Source organism: Mycetocola sp. Y719, assembly GCF_056713205.1.
Genome location: NZ_JBWYGY010000001.1, coordinates 818,343 through 835,825, shown reverse-complemented (window position 1 = coordinate 835,825; position 17,483 = coordinate 818,343). Strand labels below are relative to the sequence as shown.

Genomic DNA, 17,483 nt, shown 5'->3' with positions numbered 1-17,483 from the left:
CCCTCAATCCTTCGAACGCAGGACGCGGAACTGAACCAGCGCCAGGAGAGCGATCGCGAGGAACAGAACATAGCTGGCAGCCGACGCGAGACCGTACTCGCCGAATCCGAACTGCTGGTAGGTGTAATAGGCGATGGACAGGGTCGAATCCAGCGGCCCACCCTTAGTCATCACGAACGCTTCCTCGAAGAACTGGAGGTAGCCCACTGAGATCAGGACAGCACCGAGAAGGAGCGTCGGGCGCAGGAGCGGGATCGTGATCGAGCGCAGTCGGCGCCACGGGCCGGCGCCGTCCATGAGAGCAGCCTCCTGCACGTCTTCCGGGATGGCCTGCAGGCCGGCGAGAAAGATGACCATGAGGGTTCCGACGTTGCGCCAGACCGCCATCATGATCAGCGACGGGAGCGCCCAGGTCGTGTCGTTCAGCCAGTTGGGACCGGTGATGCCGATCATCGCGAGACCGCTGTTGAGGAGCCCGTCCTGCTGGAGGATGTAGCGCCACACGACGGAGATGGCGACGATGCTCGTGACGACGGGAGCGTAGAAGCCGACCCGGAGAACGGACACGATCCGTCCCCTTCCGGTATTCAGGCCGAGGGCGAGCGCGAGGGCGACCGCCATGGTGAGGGGGATGCCGACAATGACGAACATCCCGGTGACACCGAGCGATTTCAGGAAGCGGTCGTCGGCGAACAGCGTCGCGTACTGCTCGAAGCCGGTGAAGCTCACCGCGAACGGGGTCTGGATGTCGCTGGCCCGGAAATCGGTGAACGACATCGCGAACGAGCCGACGATCGGCACGAGCATGAAAACTGCGAAGACGATCACGAACGGGAGCGCGAAGCCCCACGCGATGAGCGCCTGCCGACGTGCTCGCGGCGACTGCCGGATTCTGGTCTTGCCTCCCCGGCCGGGGCGCTGGCGCACCTCGGCCGGGAGGACGGCTGGGAGAGACAAGATCAGTCCAGACCGATCGAGTCAGCCTTGCCCTGAAGATCCTTCAGCGCATCAGCGACCGACACGTTCCCGCGTCGGATCTGCTCGAGCGCCTGGTCGGCTGCCGCTGAGACCTGAACCCAGGTGGTGCTCACCGGAGGCGCCTCAGCGGTTTCCAGCTGGGTGCCGAACACGGCGAGCTTGGGGTCGTCGGCCAGTGCAGGGGCATCCCATGCCGTCGGTGTTGCCGGCAGGTCACCCGTGAGCTCGTACCAGGCCTGCTGGGTCTCGGGAGTGCTGAGCCACTGGGCGAGTTTCCACGCCGACTTCTGGTTCTCGCTCTTATCGAACACGACGAGGTTTGCCCCGCCACTGAAGGACGTCGACGACTCCTGCGTGGGCAGCACAGCGGTGGTGTACTTGTCGGCGAAGCCCTCGCCACCGAGGGTGTCGAGCTGGCCCATCATGAACGGACCCTCGATGAGCATCGGCGTGCTTCCGTCGACGAACGCGGCCTCCTGGGCGCCGGCGGACACATCCGCGTCAGCGTCAGCAACCTCGTCGGCGAAGAAGCTCTGGTAGTACTCGTAGGCTTCGACCATCTCGGGCGTGTCCAGAGTCCAGGCGTCGTCCGCGGTCAGGCTCGCACCGTTGGACCAGGGCATCCAGAGCGTGCCCTGGAAGGAGTCGTTCCCCGCAGGGAGGCGGATCCCGAAGTCGGCTCCTGCCTTGGTCTTCATGTCGGAGGCCATCTGCTTGAGGTCGTCCCACGTCGTGGGAGCCTCGCTCCAGCCGGCCTTCTCGGCCAGGTCGGTGCGGTAGTAGAGCACGCGGGTGTCGACGTACCACGGCACACCGGTCGCACGGTCGGCGACCTCGGTGGTGCTGAGCGCACCTTCGAAGAAGTCAGACGTGTCGAGGTCGGTCGGGACGGTGGTGAACGCATCGGCGAAGTCAGCCATCCACGTCGAACCCATCATCGCGATGTCCGGTGTGTTGCCCCCGGCGATCGCGGTCTGGAACTTGTTGTGAGCGGCATCCCAGGGGATCGCGGTCACTTCGACGGTGGCATCAGGGTTCGCCTTCTCGAACTCCTTCACGAATTCGGGCAGCTTCTCACCTTCGGCGCCCATGGCCCACATGGTGACAGTCCCTGTGGCGGGGCCGGATCCGATCGTGCTCGCGTCATCCGGAGTGGACGCAGACTCGTCGGCACGGCCGCAGCCGGTGAGCCCGAGTACCGCAGCCATCGTCACCGCCAGGACGCCGAGTTGGGTGGTCTTCTTCACGTGTTCCTCCTTGAACAAGTAGCTCGCCTCAGCGAGGCGTCCGAATCTAAGCGCATAGATCGGATGCCCACGAGTATGGCACGAGAATGGGGCCAGTTCAACTAAACGGCGTGAATCGTGCGGGCCGGGCAGCCACAACTGGCCCGCAGAACCAGTTTCGTTCCGAGCCGGATCACCCGGGCCTCAGCGGCAGGAGTAGACGTTTCGTCCATCAGGAGACGGGCGGCCACGCGGCCCATGGTCTCCATCGGCTGCCGCACCGTGGTGATCGACGGCTGCGACAACCGGCCGGCCAGGATGCCGTCGAAACCGGTGACGACGACATCCTCCGGCACCCGCACGCCGTGGCTCTGGAGCAGGTCGAGGAGGTTGAGGGCGAGCTGGTCGCTGGCGCAGACGAGTCCGCCAGGGAGATTGCCCGATCGGAGCAGTTCGAGCACCCGCGCGAAGCCACGACCTTCTCCGAGCACCGTTGCGTCCAGTTCCGACTCGGGAGCGGGGAGACCGAAACTCCGGAGGGTGTCCTGCATGGCGAGGAATCGTTCTCGGTAGTCCGCGACCGTCAGGGCACCGACGAACGCCAGATCCGTTTGTCCGTGTTCGCGGACAAGATGGGTCACGAGCTCGCGCATGCCGCCGTCGTTGTCGACCAGTACGCGGTGGTGGCCGTCGTCAGCAGGAGGAGCGCTGAACAAGACGACGGGCATCTTCAACGACACGTGCTCGAGTGCGGCCAGTCCGGTCTGCGCCGGAAAGATCGCGAGTCCGTCGACCCGCCCGGCTGTCTCGGCCACAGACGTGCTTGCCCCAGCGCCGCTGCTGAGGAGGACAGGGCGGCCCTGGCTGTTGCATTCCAGTTCGAATCCGCGCTGGACTTCGTCGACGTAGAGGGGAAACGCCCTGGGATTCGACAGCAGGTCGTCGTTGGCGTCGTCCCACGGGATCATCGATTGGGAGATGTCGAGGGTCTGCGAGGAGCCGACCCGATCGGACGCGGTCGTATCGCCGCCCTGTGGTTCCTCGAGCAGCAGATCGAACGAGTGAAGTCCGAAGGCGCCGGTACGCCCGTGCGCGAGGCTTCTCGCCGAAGCGCTGGGGATGTATCCGATCTCTTTGGCGGCGGCGAGAACCAGATTTCGGGTCTCCTCGCGCACCTGATCCGGGCGGCGGAACGAGAACGACACCGTCGCAATCGACACCCCGGCGCGCTCGGCAACGTCGTACACCGTTGGGCGCCGTCGACCAGTCTTCATCTTCCCTCCACAGGAAACCTTAGCCATCGGAAAGCGGCGGCGCGCCAGGCACCCCGCGAAAGAGGCCTCCCCGAGACGCTGTCGGCGTGCGACACTGGGTACCGGTCAGCGCACCGTCATCCCGTCGAGGGTTGCCGGTGGTGGGGGAGTCCTCGACGGTATCCGCTCGCGCGGCCTCCGATCTTTCCGACCGACAGGACACACTCACATGGCTGACCAGCTGCCCCGTTCGAGCGCCGGACCTGTGCCCCGATGACCCGCCGAGCCTCCACCGCTCCGCCGGCGATGTCGCGGTTGCGTCGCACGGCGGCCCTGTCGCTCCTCGCACTGCTGGTGGGCGTCCCCAGCCTTCTCGGTGGCGTCGCCCTGCCGGCTGGGGCTGCCGTGACCGCGGACGGCAACTACATGCACGACGCTGACGCCGCATGGATCAGACCGGTCCCCGGGCGGGTCACCTCGGTGTTCGGACCGCGACCCATCATCTGCAACCCCGCTGGTTGCTCCTCGTCCGTTCACGAGGGAATCGACTTCGGCTCGCCCTGCGGAACGCCGATCAAGGCCGTGTCACCCGGCCGGGTGACCTTCTCCGGGGATGGAGGCGGGTTCGGCCAGCGAATAATCATCGACCATGGCGCAGGCGTTGCCTCCGTCTACGGGCACGCCCAGCTCAACTCGCTCAAGGTGACTGTCGGACAACAGGTCCGTGCAGGGACCATCGTCGCGAACGTCGGAGCAACCGGTGTCGCCACCGGCTGCCACCTCGACCTCAAGATCCGCGTCGGCGGGGTGTTCATCGACCCGGCACCGTGGATGGCGTTCCGCGGCATCAAGCTCTGACCGTCTCCGGCGACGGATCCCTGGTCAGTCGCTCGAGACCGACGCATCCTCCTCGGAATCGCCGATCAGCAGGCACAGACCCGCGTACGGCTCCAGCCGTACGGCGAAGCTCTCGAGGTCGTCGACCCGCCCGATCTCGAGCCCGCTCTCGGCGTCGATGACCGAGCGTCGCGCGATGAGCGCTTCGGAGCGCACGGTGCCTTCGATCGGCTCGCCGGTGAAGTTGAGCACGGTGACCTGAACCTGGGCGTCGTCCATCGACGCGTCGCCGTCGTCGAGCCTGTGCACCATCACGAGCATGCCCGGGTGGGCGACATCAGGGATGTCCAGCTGTGTTCCGACGTCGATTCCGAGCGTCGACCGGATCGTCAGGATCCGCGACACCTCGCTGGCGAAGGAATTCTCAGTGGCCAGCTGGTGGGGAAGCGACCCGTAGAGGGACCGCCCTCGAGGCATTCCCGAACTGGAGACGGTCGCTTCCGGGTCGACATCCATGAGGTCGTGGGCGCCACGATGCACCCAGCGGGTGTCACCTTCGGCGATGAGGTCCGTGACCTCGCTCGACGGCAGGGGCAGCATGCCGAGGAGGTCCCACGCGGACAGCGCGAACACCCCTGGCTGCCAGGCGTTGAACATCACGAGCAGGAGATGAGCGCGCTTGATCTCGTCGACGTGTGCCTCGGTGATCGACGCCAGGGTGGTGTGTCCCTGTGCGGCCGCGACGACGGATGCCGTGGTGCAGGCGATCCCGTTGGTCGTGAACACGAGGTTGTAGTCGGCCGCGTCCCCGGTGAGCTTCTCCAGGAGGTCGCCGCGGATCGTCTCGGCGAGCTGGGCGCCGGTCATCTCCTCGTCGCGGAACGGGTAGATGTCCGCGCGGTGTCTCGTCGCCCAGTGGACCAGCTCGTAGGTGAGCTCGTCGTGGTTCTGCATGGCGTGGACGAGCCCGACCGGCTCGACGCCCGTCGTGAGCGAGGTCCGAAGCGTGAGGCGCAGGAACTCCGTGTCACCCACCGCGAGGGCGTGCTGGTACGCGGGACGGTTGATGAAGTCGTACGACAGGTCGGCGCCGACACGACCGGTGTCGCGGATGTCCTCCATGGTCAGGTTGAGCTCCTGGAACGAGAAGCCCCCGACCTTGCGCACCATGCCGGCGATGAGGTGGTTGGCGGCTTCGGACAGGGGGTGCCCTTCCGACCACGCTGGGGTGCCTTCTGCGCTCTTCTCGACGCCGAGGAATCCGTTCGCATCGAGCCGGAGCGCGCTGGATCCGAGGTCTCCGAGTGAGTGGAGGGCGTCGCCGATGACGAGCCGCATCCCGGCGAAGGTGGGGTCGAGCCAGTTGATCGACGGCTGACCCTGCTTGAAGTAGTGCAGGTACACCCATCGCCTGGTCCGGCCGTCGGCACCGAGCACCGGGGCCGTGACGCTCCAGTTCGTCTCCTTCGTGCCGGGGGAGTAGAAGATGACGCGCTGCAACTGACCGATGATGTATCCCAGGTCGGCGAGCCTGGCCTCCGTCGCGGCGTCGAGGTTCACGGAGTCCCGCGTGTCCGGCACCGGGGGCAGTTCGTGCCAGTCCTCCTCAGGGATCTCCACCATGTGGTAGATCCCCGGGTAATCCTTGTAACCCATCTCGGCGAGGCGGAAGTCGGCGCCCTTTCCGGTGTGACCGGGAACGATGTCATCGATGACGCTGCCGCCGTGCTGGTCGGCGACGTCGGAGAGCTGCCTGAACTCGTCCTCTGACCCGAACGCAGGGTCGATCTGGGTGCTGATGCGGTCGAAGTGACCGTCGACGCTTGCGGTGCTCGCCCAGCCGGTGATTCCGCCTGCCTGCTTCACCGGACCGGTGTGCACCGCGGTGATACCGATCTTTTCGAAGGCCTCCCACAGCGCTTCGTCTCCGAGCGAGGCGAGGTAGGACTGCTCGCCGGTGATCAGCGAGATCGGGTACGCCGTGAACCAGACCGATGCCGTGCGAATCGCCCGGCGGGCATCCGGGCGGGCGTAGGGGTTCCTCCACATGCTCGGCTGCCCTGACAGTCCCCGACCGAGGACTTCGGCATCCCTGAGCATCGACTGGCGGGTCAGCCACTCCACGTACGACGGGTTCGATCCGTCAGCGGACCTCGGGTCGGAGAAAGAACGGCGGATGCTGCTGGCCCGCATGTTGGAGCGGGGTCGCAGGCGCTTGGGCCGTGCCGGGTAGAGATCCTCGTCATAGGTGATCTCGATCGGCTCGATCTCCGGTTCGTCAGTCATCGTGTCGTGCTCCTCTGGTCAGGTGGCCGCGGAGCGGCGGTCGGCCTTCCCGCGTTTGTAGAATATGCCCGCTGTCCGCATCGAGCGGTAACGAGGTGGTGCCCGTGGTGCGATGGTCGGGTTGTGGTGTAACGGATGACGCTACGCCGGTAAGCGGCCGATAGTGAAAACGCCGGGCGGTGAGCGGGACATATGCGGTGACGCCGATCCTCTGGGACCTAGAGTAGTCGGACGGCCTTGAGGGGAGACCTGTGACAACCAACCCGTTCCGCGCGATCGTGGTGGAAGACGACCTCGACGTCCTGTATTACGTCCGCACCGTGCTCACGCGGCGTGGATTCGAGGTCCAGGCGCTTTCCGATCCGTTGGAGGCCGCACAGGCCGTACGCGATTTCGCGCCAGACGTCGTGATCACCGACATCGAGATGCCGGGGCTCAGCGGACTCGACCTCATCGCACAGGTCCGCGACGTCCAGCCGGGCACCCCTGTCGTCGTGATGACCGCCCACGTCTCTGTCAGTTACGCGGTTTCCGCCCTGCGGAACGCAGCGGACGAGTTCCTGACGAAACCCGTCTCATCCGCCGATCTCGTGAGCGTGTCCACCCGGCTCGCCGAAGAATTCCGCCGAGCACAGGCGTCCGTCAGCCGCAATGTCGTCCTCGCGATCGGCGCCCACCCTGACGACGTGGAGATCGGTGTGGGTGGTCTGCTCGCCGCGCACAGGGCCGCAGGAGACACGGTCGCGATCCTCACTCTGTCCCGCGGCGCCCGCGGCGGCGAGGCAGACGGCCGGCAGCACGAGTCCCTGGCATCGGCGGAGATGCTCGGTGCTCGCCTCTTCCTCGAAGACCTGCCTGACACGGCCATCAGCAACGCCGACCCGACGGTCGGCATCATCGAGCGGGTCGTCGCAGAGGTCAAACCGACCATCGTCTACACGCACAGCGACCACGACCGCCACCAGGACCACCGTGCCGTGCACGCGGCCGCCCTCGTCGCCACGCGCCGGGTGAAGACGGTCGCATGCTTCCAGAGCCCGTCGGCCACGGTCGACTTCCGACCCAACCGGTTCGCCTCCATCGACGGCTTTACCGAGAAGAAGCTCGCGCTGCTGGCCTGCTTCGCGTCGCAGGCTGACATCCGCGACTACCTCGAACCTGATTTCGTGCTGGCGACCGCGCGGTACTGGAGTCGCTACGGCGCGGGGAAGAGCAGCGAGCCTCTCGAGATCATCAGGGAAGCATCCGACGTGAAGGCGTCGCACGCCGACATCGAAAGCGCCGCGCGCGCCGAGAGACAGCGTAACTACGAGCAGGGAGCACAACGATGACGCGAGTACTCGTGACAGGAACCGGAGGTCCTGCCGGTGTCGCCGTGGTCCGTTCGCTGCTGAAGCGGGCGGATGTCGACCTGTTCTCGGCGGACATGGACGGCTGGGCGAGTGGTCTGTACCTCGTGCCGGCTGACCGTCGTCGCATCGTCCCGCGCGGTCTCGCCCCCGAGTTCGTCGACGCGATCATCGACATCTGCCGGGCGGACGAGATCGACGTCGTCTTCTCCACCGTCGATGCCGAACTGCCGGCACTGGCTGCCCGCCGTGACGAGCTCCATGACGGGACCGGAGCCGTCCTCGCGGCGCCGTCGATCGAGACCCTCGAGGTCACACTCGACAAATTCCTCCTCGCCGAACGTTGCACAGGGATCGTCCGCGTTCCAGAGACCCGCTTGCTCGACGCCGACGGTGTCGCAGAGGGGTGGGAATTCCCGGTCATCGTGAAGCCCCGCCGGGGGGCCGGTTCGCGCGGCGTGCGTGTCGTCGATGACCGCGACGCGCTCACCGCGCTCGGCTACGACGATGCCCTGATCATCCAGGAGCACCTCCCCGGTGATGAGTTCTCGGTCGACGTCTTCGCCGACGCCTCCGGCAGTGTGATCGCAGCCGTGCCCCGCACCCGCACCCGGGTCGACTCCGGTGTCTCCATCGCCGGGCGCACGGTCACCAACGACGAACTCGAGCGCACCGCAGCCTCCGTCGCAACGGCCATCGGCCTCGTCGGTGTCGCCAACGTGCAACTCAGGTACGACCGCAATGGAGTCGCGGCGCTTCTCGAAGTGAACCCGAGGTTTCCAGGGGCGATGCCGCTCACCATCGCGGCGGGCGTCGACATGCCGTCCCTGGCCCTCGACCTCGCGCTCGGCGTGCAGCTGCCCGAATCAGTCCCATTCGCCGAGATCGCAAACGTCAGGTTCCTCGAAGACGTCTTCGTGCCCATCGACGACATCCTGTACTCCGAGAACGCGGCGCACGACGAAGGACCCGAACAGTGACAGCTGGGGTCCGCTCGATCCTCGCGGGGGACCACCACGTCCACTCCACGTACTCGGACGACGCGACGAGCACACTGTCCGAGAACGTCGCCGCTGCAGCGGCACGTGGGCTCGAGCGGATCCGCCTCGTGGACCACGTCCGGCAGTCGACCGCGTGGGTGCCCGAGTTCCTTGAGTCGGTGAGGAAACTCGACGTCCCCGACGGGCTCACAGTGCTCAGCGGTGTCGAAGCGAAGATCCTCGACGCCAGGGGAACCCTCGACGTGCCTCCCGGCCTGCAGTTCGGAAAAAACGGGATCGACGCCGTTCTCATCGCCGACCACCAGTTCCCCGGGCCGGACGGGCCCTGGTCACCACGGGAGACCCGCGAGCGACTCGATGCGGGCCTCGCGGCATCCGACGCGATAGACCTTCTCGTGGGGGCTCTGATCGGGGCGATGGAGTCCGTGCCGGCCGGCCAGCTCGCCCACTGCTTCTCGATCCTTCCGAAGATCGGGCTGGACGAGTCCGATCTCACCGACGAGCACCTCTCCGCGTGGGCCACGGCCGCCGTACGCACCGGGACGCTCCTCGAAGTGAACGAGAAGTGGGCGTGCCCAGGGCCGCGGACGCTGCGGGCCGCACTCGACGCAGGGGTCGAGCTCGTCGCGTCGACCGACAGCCACTCGGCCGAGGACGTCGGCCGATACGCCGAGGTCGTGACACTTCTGACGGATGCCGGTGCCCGATGAACGCCCTCGACATCGGCACAATCCTTCTCGGCGCCCTGACCATCGTGCTCCTCGTCTTCGTCGGCACCGGTGCGATTCCCGTGATCTCAGCGGCATACTCATTCCTCGCGATCCCTCTCCACGCGTTCCGCAATCACTATGCCAAGGCGAAGCCGTACACGCCGCGCGTGGCCATCGTCATCCCTGCCTGGAACGAAGGCGCGGTGATCGGTGCGTCCATAGACCGGCTGATGGCCCTCGAATACCCTCTGGAATCGCTCCGGCTCTACGTGGTCGACGACGCCAGCACCGACGACACCCCTGACGTGATCCGCGCGAAGGCCGAACAATTCCCCGGCAACGTGTTCCACCTGCGACGTGAGCAGGGTGGCCAGGGCAAGGCCCACACCCTCAACCACGGCATCCGGGTCATCCTCGAAGACGACTGGATGGAAGCCCTGCTCGTCATGGATGCCGACGTGATCTACTCGCCCAATTCGCTTCGGCGGATGACCCGCCACCTTGCGGACCCTGAGGTCGGGGCGGTTTCCGCCTACATCCGCGAGGGCAGCAGGGACAAGAACTACCTGACGCGGTTCATCGCGCTGGAGTATGTGCTCTCCCAGCCTGCGGCCAGGCGCGCCCAGAATGTCCTCGGCGCGCAGGCCTGCCTCGCCGGGGGAGCCCAGCTGCACTCGAGGGAGAACCTCCTCGCCATCGGCGGTCAGATCGACACGTCGTCGCTGGCCGAAGACACGATCACGACGTTCGAGACACAACTCGGCGGCCGCTCCGTGGTCTTCGAACCGCTCGCCATCGTCCTCGCCGAGGAGCCCGGATCGATCGACGCGCTGTGGAAGCAGAGGTTGCGGTGGGCACGCGGCAACGTGACGGTCACCTCGAGGTATCGCAACATCTGGTTCCGCCCCTCCCGCACCCACAAGCTCGGCACGATCTCGTTCGGACTTGTCTGGTTCAGTCTCTGGCTGCTGCCGATCGCCATGATTCTGTCGTCGGTCGGCCTGGTCGGGCTCCTCCTGCTGCAGAGTGACCTGGCATCGGTCATCTTCCGGGCACTCTGGATCTCTGCGGCCTGCACGTTCGTCTTCACGCTTGCCTTCGCGGTCCAGCTCGATCCTGAACTGACGCGGAAGACCTGGCGTGAAGTGCTCACCTTCCCCGGAATCATCTCCATGCTCGTCATGCTGACCGCGTTCTTCCCCGGGTTCCTCCTGGAGTGGCTGCCATCGTTGTTCGGTCTTGAACTGACCGAGAGCGGCTTGTTCTGGATCACCCTGTCGATCTACCTCTGGATCTCCGTCTCCATGCTTGGCGCGTGGCTCGCACGGAAAATCGAGAACACGGCAATCGGCCGCGTGCTCACGCCCACTCTCGTCTATCTCGTCGGATATGGTTCTCTACTGTGCGCGATCACATTCGACTCGTACATCAAGGAACTCCGACACGCTGAGGCGAAGTGGGACAAGACCGAAAAGACGGGAAGGGTCACCGCATGACCGCTCGACATGCAGCACCCGTCGATCCGCGAAATCCCGGTGACGCCGTCCTCCAGGAAGAAATCGATCGCAACCGCTCCGGTGAGTGGGCTCTCATCCCGAAGGCGGTCATCGCCCTCGCGTTCGTCGTCGTCCTCGTCGTCATCCGTGAGTTGTTCTTCGTATGAGCGCTGGCCCCCTGGTTCTCATCGTCGAGGACAACGTCGATCAGCGTGACCTTCTCCGTCTCAATTTCGAGCGTGCCGGCTGCACCGTGGTCCTGGCAGAATCTGCCGAAGCGGCCATCGTCTCGTACAGGGAGACGACGCCGGATCTTGCGGTGGTCGACCTGATCCTGCCCGGAATGGACGGTCCGACGTTCATCACCCAGATGAAGCGCGAACGTCCTGAGTGCGCGATCGTGGTGACGAGCGTGCTCGACCCCAGCGACTTCCCGAGCTCGGACGGCGTGCTGCCCAAACCGTTCACCCGCGCGCAGGTCGAGGACGTGCTCGCGAGCTGCCTCCCTGACTGGAGTACCGATGAGTGAATCCGCTGTGACCCGCCGCGTGGTGATCGCCGACGACGATGCGGACATGCGGATGCTTGTGGAGATCGCCGTTCGCAAGGCAGGCCTCGAGCTCGTGGCCACGGCCGTCGACGGAGACGACGCCTGGCGAGCCATCCAGGATCACAAGCCGGAACTCGTCGTCCTCGACGTGTCCATGCCGGGGATGAGCGGACTCGACGTGTGCCGCCTCGTGCGCAGCGAACCGTCGCTCGCCCACATCCCTGTGCTGTTGCTCTCCGCCGGCGTCAGCGGCGCCTCGCGTGAGGCCGGAACCCAGGCGGGTGCTGACGACTTCATGCCGAAGCCGTTCAGCCCGAAGCTGCTGTCCGAGAAACTCATCGCCCTCGCCGCAGAACGGGGGCGCGCGGAGTGAGATCGCTGTTCGCAGTCGTCAGCCATTGGGTCAGCGTCGACCGGCCGAGTCCTCTGATCAAACACGTCCCGACGACCATCGCCCTCGGTGTCGCCGTCGCCATCTCCCTGACGGCGCCCGATCTGCCGGTGACCCAGCCCATGGCGTTCACCGCATCGATCCTCGTCGGGCTGTTCTCGGTGGTGTTGGCCTTCGTCTTCACCCGCAGGCCGGTGTCATCGACGGTCGCACTCGTCGTCCCCCTGATCGCCCTCCTCGCGATTGCCCTGCTCCGGGTCGGTACGGGAGGGGCAACCTCGCTCTTCTCGTCGCTCATCATCCTGCCGGTGGTCTGGATCGCGGCAGAGGAGGGACGGCGCTGGATCCTGGTCGCCGGCGTCGGCACGGCGGTTGCCCTCATGATGCCGTTCATCGTCCTCGGTGAGGTGCCCGACGGGAGGGCCGAATGGCTGCGCGGGGTCGTCGCGCCGTTCGTCTTCACCGTCGTCGCTGCCGTCGTCAACGAAATGTCCCGTCAGAATCGCGCCCGGCTGCAGTCCATCCGCGCCCTCGCCGAGGAGCGTGAGGCGGCCCTCGCCGAGGCCCAGGAGCAGGCAGCACAGCTTCATCAGTCCGGCCTCGAACTGCGCAAAGCCAACGAGCTCACGAGCAGCGTGCTCGACGCCGTCACCGTCCAGGCGATCATCGGGACGGATCTGACGGGAACGATCAATGTGTGGAATCCGGGTGCGGCTTCGATGCTGGGTTGGACGGCGGAGGAGACGATCGGACGCGCGTCCATCCTCGCCTTCCACCGGGAAGACGAGCTCGAGAACCGCTCACGGGAGCTGAACTATCCTCCAGGAGCGACGGTACTGAACCCAGGCTTCTCAGCCCTGGTCGAATCCGCTCGTCTCGGGGTGCCCGAGATGCATGACTGGACCTACCGGCGGCATAACGGCGAGGAGTTCCCTGTCGAGGTGGCCGTGACGCCGCGCGTGGACGCTGCCGGCGCCACGAGCGGGTACATCTTCGTCGCCACAGACATCACGCAGGCGGTCGAGGTGTCCCGGTTGAAGGACGAGTTCGTCGGGCTCGTATCCCACGAGCTCCGCACACCGCTCAGCTCGATCCTCGGCTACCTCGAGCTCATGAAGGACGACGAGGACTCACCGCTTTCCGCGGAGCAGCAGCTCTACCTGGGCGTGGCCGAGCGCAACGCCCACCGTCTGCTCGGCCTGGTCGGCGACCTCCTCTTCACGGCACAGGCCGACTCAGGCGGCTTCCCGCTCTCCCTCGGAGAGGTCGTTCCGAGCGAACTCGTGTCGAGTGCCGTCGACTCGGCCAGGCCGGTCGCAGAGGCCGCAGGCATCCAGCTGTCCGCCGAGGGGAACTCCAGCGACCTCGTCATCCTCGGTGATCGGGGACGGCTCGGGCAGGCCATCGACAACCTCATCTCGAATGCCATCAAGTTCACGCCTCGTGGAGGAAGCGTGAGCGTCGGACTCGTCGAGCCCCACGGCGATCGCCCTCTGGAGATCACCGTGCGCGACACCGGCATCGGAATCCCGGCCGCTGAACTCGACCAGTTGTTCACCCGGTTCTTCCGGGCCACGACGGCGACGGCGAACGCAGTGCCTGGGGTGGGGCTCGGCCTCGTCATCACCAAGGCCATCGTGCAGGCTCACGGGGGAGAGCTCGATGTAGCCAGCGTGGAGGGGGCGGGCACGGTCTTCACCCTGCGTCTCCCGCTCGACGCGAAGGTTCCCGCGCACTCCTAGATGTCGAGGGTGTCCCCGGGGTTGAGGGCGAAGAACTCTCCGCCGTTCTGTTCCGTGGCCCAGGTGATCCGCAGATTCGCCATGTCTTTGCCCGCCTTCGAGAGGGTCATCTCGTGGGTGGGGAAGGTGCGCTTCGCCTTCACCGCGAGAACGTAGTCCATGACGTCGCCGATCTTCAACCAGGGGGCGCCTGCAGGCACGGCATGGACGTCGACCTCGACGCCCTCCGGCACGGTGTACGAGTCGCCGCCGTAGTACACCGACCCGTTGACGAGCACGCCGAGATTGTCGACGACGGGAATGCTTTCGTGGATGACCGCGTGCCTGGCGCCGAAGAACTCGAGGGTGAATCCGCCGACCTCGACGACGTCCCCGGCCTGCACCATCCGCACGGGCAACGGCGCAGCAGCGGCGACCACGCCGGCAGGCCCGAACACCTGCGCATCCGGGTTCTTGTCGAGGATGCGACCGAGTTGCTCTGGGGTCCAGTGATCGGGATGCTCGTGGGTGATCACGATCGCCACGGCCTGGGCCGACTCGGTGATCGCCGTCGTGAACGACCCGGGGTCGATGAACAGCTTGCGTCCGTTTTCTTCGAGGATGAGGGCGGCGTGCTCGAGCTTGGTCAATCGCATACCCAGAGCTAATACCCTCGCGGGTGCGCTTTCAAGACGGCGCGCAGAGGCGGTGTGTTCCGCTGCCATAATCAACAGCGTGAACCCGATCACACGCCACATCGCCGTGGCCATCAACCCGACCGCATCCTTCGGCCGGACCCGAGACGTCGGCCCTGCCGTGGTCGACGCTCTCCTGGCAGCAGGCCACCACGTGAGGGCGCTGAAGGAGCCGAACGCCGAGCTTCTGCGTATCGCCGTCGCCCGCGCCGTCGACGACCGCGTGGACGCCCTCGTTGTCGTCGGAGGCGACGGGATGGTCAGCCTGGCCGTCAACGAACTCGGGGACAGCGGCATCCCCCTGGGGATCGTGCCGAGCGGAACCGGGAACGACACAGCACGCGGTCTCGGGATCCCCGTCGACGACACCGTCGCGGCCATCAGTGGCCTGCTGAGCGCTCTCGGCACTGCGCCGCGGGTGATCGACGTGGGTGTCGTGCGTCACGGTATCTCCGAGACCCGGTTCGTCGGCGTCGTCTCGGCCGGGTTCGACGCCCTCGTCAACGACCGCGCCAACTCGTGGCGGCGGCCCAGGGGCAAGAGCCGGTACACCCTCGCGTTGCTCCGTGAGCTTCTCTTCCTGTCGTCCAGACGGTACGACCTCGTTGTCGATGGCGTGCCCACCGCCGTGGACGCCGTCCTCATCTCTGTGGCGAACAACGTGTCCATCGGAGGCGGGATGAAGGTGGTGCCGCATGCCCGGGTGGACGACGGGCGGTTCGACCTCTTCACGGTCGCTCCTGTCGGCAGATTCCGGCTGCTGCGGTTCTTCCCCAAAGTATTCTCCGGAACGCATACACAGCTGGATGTCGTGTCATTTCGCACTCTGGAAAGAGTCAGGATCGATGCAGATGGTGTCGTCGCGTACGCGGATGGAGAGCGGATCGGCCCGCTCCCGATCGACATCCACGTGCTCCCAGGAGCGCTCCGGGTTCTCGCTCCCGGGCTGATTTGATCACCGCCGATTCGTGTGCCATACTCGAACACGTTGTTTCCGGCCCCATCGTTTAGCGGCCTAGGACGTCGCCCTCTCACGGCGGTAACACGGGTTCAAATCCCGTTGGGGTCACAACACGCCCGGTTCCCTTGAAAAAGGGGGCCGGGCATTTTTGCTTTCTCTCCCTCGTACAGCGATCTCCGCAATTCGCTGCAGTATCTTCGCCGTATTGTTGCGAATGTGTAAATCCCGCGCGTCCTGGGCCGTAGTGCCTCACGTCCTGCATAGTCCTGTGCTAGTAAAGGAACACACCAAAGCACTGCGGCGTTGCAGAGAACTGTCTGCGCGCCCTCTGTCCGCACATTCACAGAAGGGGAGACGGATATGGCATCCGCATCCACCAACGGCAAGCGAATCGCAACGGTCACAGCAGCTTTCGCTGTCACGGCCCTCGCGATCTCCGGCTGCGCAGGCACGTCCGGCGACAAGTCAGCAGACGGCAAAGCGTCATCGATCACGGTGGGAACGACCGACAAGGTCACGACCCTCGACCCGGCCGGTTCGTATGACAACGGCTCATTCGCCGTGATGAACCAGGTGTTCCCGTTCCTCATGAACACCCCGTACGGCAGCCCGGACGTCGAACCCGACATCGCCGAGAGCGCCGAGTTCACCTCGCCGACCCAGTACACGGTCACGCTCAAGGAAGGACTCACCTGGGCGAACGGCAACGAGCTCACCTCCTCAGACGTGAAGTTCTCGTTCGACCGCCAGCTGGCCATCGCCGATGACAACGGTCCCTCCTCGCTCCTCTACAACCTCGACAGCGTCGAGACCCCTGACGAGCTGACCGCGGTCTTCAACCTCAAGCAGGAGAACGACCAGGTCTTCGCGCAGATCCTCTCGAGCCCCGCAGGCCCGATCGTCGATGAGGAAGTCTTCGCGGCTGACGCGATCACTCCCGACAAGGAGATCGTCGACGGTGAAGCCTTCGCCGGCCAGTACACGATCGCGAGCTACGACTTCAACAACCTGATCTCGTACAAGGCGAACCCCGACTACCAGGGATTGCTCGGTGCGGCCGAGACCAAGACGGTCAACGTCAAGTACTACGCCGAGTCCTCGAACCTCAAGCTCGCCGTTCAGGAGGGCGACATCGACGTGGCATTCCGCAGCCTCAGCGCCACGGACATCGCCGACCTCGAGGGCAACAAGGACGTCAAGGTCCACCAGGGCCCCGGTGGAGAGATCCGCTACATCGTCTTCAACTTCAACACTCAGCCGTTCGGCGCGACGACCGCGGAGGCCGACCCGGCCAAGGCGCTCGCCGTCCGCCAGGCCGTTGCCGACCTGATCGACCGCGACGAGATCGCTGAAGAGGTCTACAAGGGCACATACACGCCGCTGTACTCCTTCATGCCTGACGGCCTGACCGGCGCGACCACCGTGCTCAAGGACCTGTACGGCGACGGCAGCGGCGCACCTTCTGAAGAGAAGGCCGCTGAACGTCTCGAGGCCGCGGGGATCACCGAGCCAGTTGAACTGAACCTGCAGTACTCGAACGACCACTACGGTCCGTCCTCTGGCGACGAGTACGCGCTGATCAAGTCGCAGCTCGAAGAGTCGGGACTGTTCACGGTCAACCTGCAGACCACGGAATGGGTGCAGTACTCGAAGGACCGCTCGAGCGACGTCTACCCGGCGTACCAGCTCGGATGGTTCCCGGACTACTCCGACGGTGACAACTACCTCACGCCGTTCTTCCTGATCGAGAACTTCCTCGCCAACCACTACGCGAACGAGGAAGTCAACGACCTGATCCTGAAGCAGGCATCGACCGTCGACCCCGACGAGCGTGCCGGCGTGTTCGAAGAGATCCAGGCGAAGGTTGCCGAGGACCTCTCGACGGTTCCGTACCTCCAGGGATCGCAGGTCGCGGTCGCCGGAGCCGACGTCGGCGGGGTCACCCTCGACGCGTCGTTCAAGTTCCGCTACGCGACGCTGACCAAGTAAAGTAACCGGCCGAAGTATTCTTCGGTCTCCTCGTGCAGGG

At 65.6% G+C, this 17,483-nt stretch carries 16 protein-coding genes and 1 tRNA gene; 12 read left to right on the top strand and 5 right to left on the bottom strand.

The window, feature by feature from the left end; translation table 11 throughout:
- Nucleotides 1–3: 3 nt before the first annotated feature.
- The 3 genes from AC1M0F_RS03845 to AC1M0F_RS03835 form a co-directional block, all read right to left on the bottom strand.
- On the bottom strand, nucleotides 4–960 hold the full coding sequence (locus tag AC1M0F_RS03845) for a carbohydrate ABC transporter permease (protein WP_480237357.1): 957 nt from the start codon (nucleotides 958–960) through the stop codon (nucleotides 4–6).
- A complete protein-coding gene (locus tag AC1M0F_RS03840; protein WP_480236869.1) occupies nucleotides 960–2,225 on the bottom strand; it encodes an extracellular solute-binding protein in 1,266 nt (421 codons plus the stop codon). The genes AC1M0F_RS03845 and AC1M0F_RS03840 overlap by 1 nt, the downstream gene beginning before the upstream one ends.
- A 101-nt stretch (nucleotides 2,226–2,326) precedes the next feature.
- Entirely contained in the window at nucleotides 2,327–3,478 is a 1,152-nt protein-coding gene (locus AC1M0F_RS03835) for a LacI family DNA-binding transcriptional regulator (RefSeq protein ID WP_480236868.1), read from the bottom strand.
- 252 nt (nucleotides 3,479–3,730) lie between these two features.
- On the opposite strand from AC1M0F_RS03835, the gene AC1M0F_RS03830 reads away from it, so the two are divergent.
- Nucleotides 3,731–4,315: a M23 family metallopeptidase gene (locus AC1M0F_RS03830; protein WP_480236867.1), complete on the top strand. Its 585-nt coding sequence runs from the start codon at nucleotides 3,731–3,733 to the stop codon at nucleotides 4,313–4,315.
- Nucleotides 4,316–4,339: 24 nt separating this feature from the next.
- Here AC1M0F_RS03830 and treS read toward each other — a convergent pair whose 3' ends face one another.
- Nucleotides 4,340–6,580, bottom strand: a complete 2,241-nt coding sequence (treS, locus tag AC1M0F_RS03825; RefSeq protein WP_480236866.1) for a maltose alpha-D-glucosyltransferase — start codon at nucleotides 6,578–6,580, stop codon at nucleotides 4,340–4,342.
- Between the two features lie 251 nt (nucleotides 6,581–6,831).
- On the opposite strand from treS, the gene AC1M0F_RS03820 reads away from it, so the two are divergent.
- The 8 genes from AC1M0F_RS03820 to AC1M0F_RS03785 are packed head-to-tail and all read left to right on the top strand — an operon-like array spanning nucleotide 6,832 to nucleotide 13,819.
- Nucleotides 6,832–7,911 carry a PIG-L deacetylase family protein gene (locus AC1M0F_RS03820; protein ID WP_480236865.1) on the top strand — a complete coding sequence of 360 codons (1,080 nt, stop codon included), beginning with the start codon at nucleotides 6,832–6,834 and terminating at the stop codon, nucleotides 7,909–7,911.
- Complete coding sequence (locus tag AC1M0F_RS03815; RefSeq protein WP_480236864.1) at nucleotides 7,908–8,909, top strand: ATP-grasp domain-containing protein; 1,002 nt, start codon at nucleotides 7,908–7,910, stop codon at nucleotides 8,907–8,909. Before AC1M0F_RS03820 ends, AC1M0F_RS03815 begins: the two co-directional genes overlap by 4 nt.
- The gene (locus AC1M0F_RS03810; protein ID WP_480236863.1) at nucleotides 8,906–9,640 is read left to right on the top strand and encodes a PHP domain-containing protein; all 735 of its coding nucleotides are present in this window, start codon (nucleotides 8,906–8,908) and stop codon (nucleotides 9,638–9,640) included. Before AC1M0F_RS03815 ends, AC1M0F_RS03810 begins: the two co-directional genes overlap by 4 nt.
- Nucleotides 9,637–11,136, top strand: a complete 1,500-nt coding sequence (locus AC1M0F_RS03805; protein WP_480236862.1) for a glycosyltransferase family 2 protein — start codon at nucleotides 9,637–9,639, stop codon at nucleotides 11,134–11,136. The genes AC1M0F_RS03810 and AC1M0F_RS03805 overlap by 4 nt, the downstream gene beginning before the upstream one ends.
- The gene (locus AC1M0F_RS03800) at nucleotides 11,133–11,303 is read left to right on the top strand and encodes a hypothetical protein (RefSeq protein ID WP_480236861.1); all 171 of its coding nucleotides are present in this window, start codon (nucleotides 11,133–11,135) and stop codon (nucleotides 11,301–11,303) included. The genes AC1M0F_RS03805 and AC1M0F_RS03800 overlap by 4 nt, the downstream gene beginning before the upstream one ends.
- The gene (locus AC1M0F_RS03795; protein ID WP_480236860.1) at nucleotides 11,300–11,665 is read left to right on the top strand and encodes a response regulator; all 366 of its coding nucleotides are present in this window, start codon (nucleotides 11,300–11,302) and stop codon (nucleotides 11,663–11,665) included. The genes AC1M0F_RS03800 and AC1M0F_RS03795 overlap by 4 nt, the downstream gene beginning before the upstream one ends.
- Nucleotides 11,658–12,059 carry a response regulator gene (locus AC1M0F_RS03790; RefSeq protein WP_480236859.1) on the top strand — a complete coding sequence of 134 codons (402 nt, stop codon included), beginning with the start codon at nucleotides 11,658–11,660 and terminating at the stop codon, nucleotides 12,057–12,059. Before AC1M0F_RS03795 ends, AC1M0F_RS03790 begins: the two co-directional genes overlap by 8 nt.
- On the top strand, nucleotides 12,056–13,819 hold the full coding sequence (locus AC1M0F_RS03785; RefSeq protein ID WP_480236858.1) for an ATP-binding protein: 1,764 nt from the start codon (nucleotides 12,056–12,058) through the stop codon (nucleotides 13,817–13,819). Before AC1M0F_RS03790 ends, AC1M0F_RS03785 begins: the two co-directional genes overlap by 4 nt.
- On the opposite strand, the gene AC1M0F_RS03780 is transcribed toward AC1M0F_RS03785, so the two are convergent.
- The gene (locus AC1M0F_RS03780; RefSeq protein WP_480236857.1) at nucleotides 13,816–14,454 is read right to left on the bottom strand and encodes an MBL fold metallo-hydrolase; all 639 of its coding nucleotides are present in this window, start codon (nucleotides 14,452–14,454) and stop codon (nucleotides 13,816–13,818) included. The two genes, AC1M0F_RS03785 and AC1M0F_RS03780, sit on opposite strands and share 4 nt — an antisense overlap.
- Before the next feature lie 79 nt (nucleotides 14,455–14,533).
- Here AC1M0F_RS03780 and AC1M0F_RS03775 point away from each other — a divergent pair, with 79 nt between their 5' ends.
- The 3 genes from AC1M0F_RS03775 (at nucleotide 14,534) to AC1M0F_RS03765 (ending at nucleotide 17,443) form a co-directional block, all read left to right on the top strand.
- Nucleotides 14,534–15,448, top strand: a complete 915-nt coding sequence (locus AC1M0F_RS03775; protein ID WP_480236856.1) for a diacylglycerol/lipid kinase family protein — start codon at nucleotides 14,534–14,536, stop codon at nucleotides 15,446–15,448.
- A 41-nt stretch (nucleotides 15,449–15,489) separates the two neighbouring features.
- Nucleotides 15,490–15,562, top strand: a tRNA-Glu gene (locus AC1M0F_RS03770).
- Nucleotides 15,563–15,814: 252 nt separating this feature from the next.
- Nucleotides 15,815–17,443: an ABC transporter substrate-binding protein gene (locus tag AC1M0F_RS03765; protein WP_480236855.1), complete on the top strand. Its 1,629-nt coding sequence runs from the start codon at nucleotides 15,815–15,817 to the stop codon at nucleotides 17,441–17,443.
- The last annotated feature ends 40 nt before the right edge of the window (nucleotides 17,444–17,483 follow it).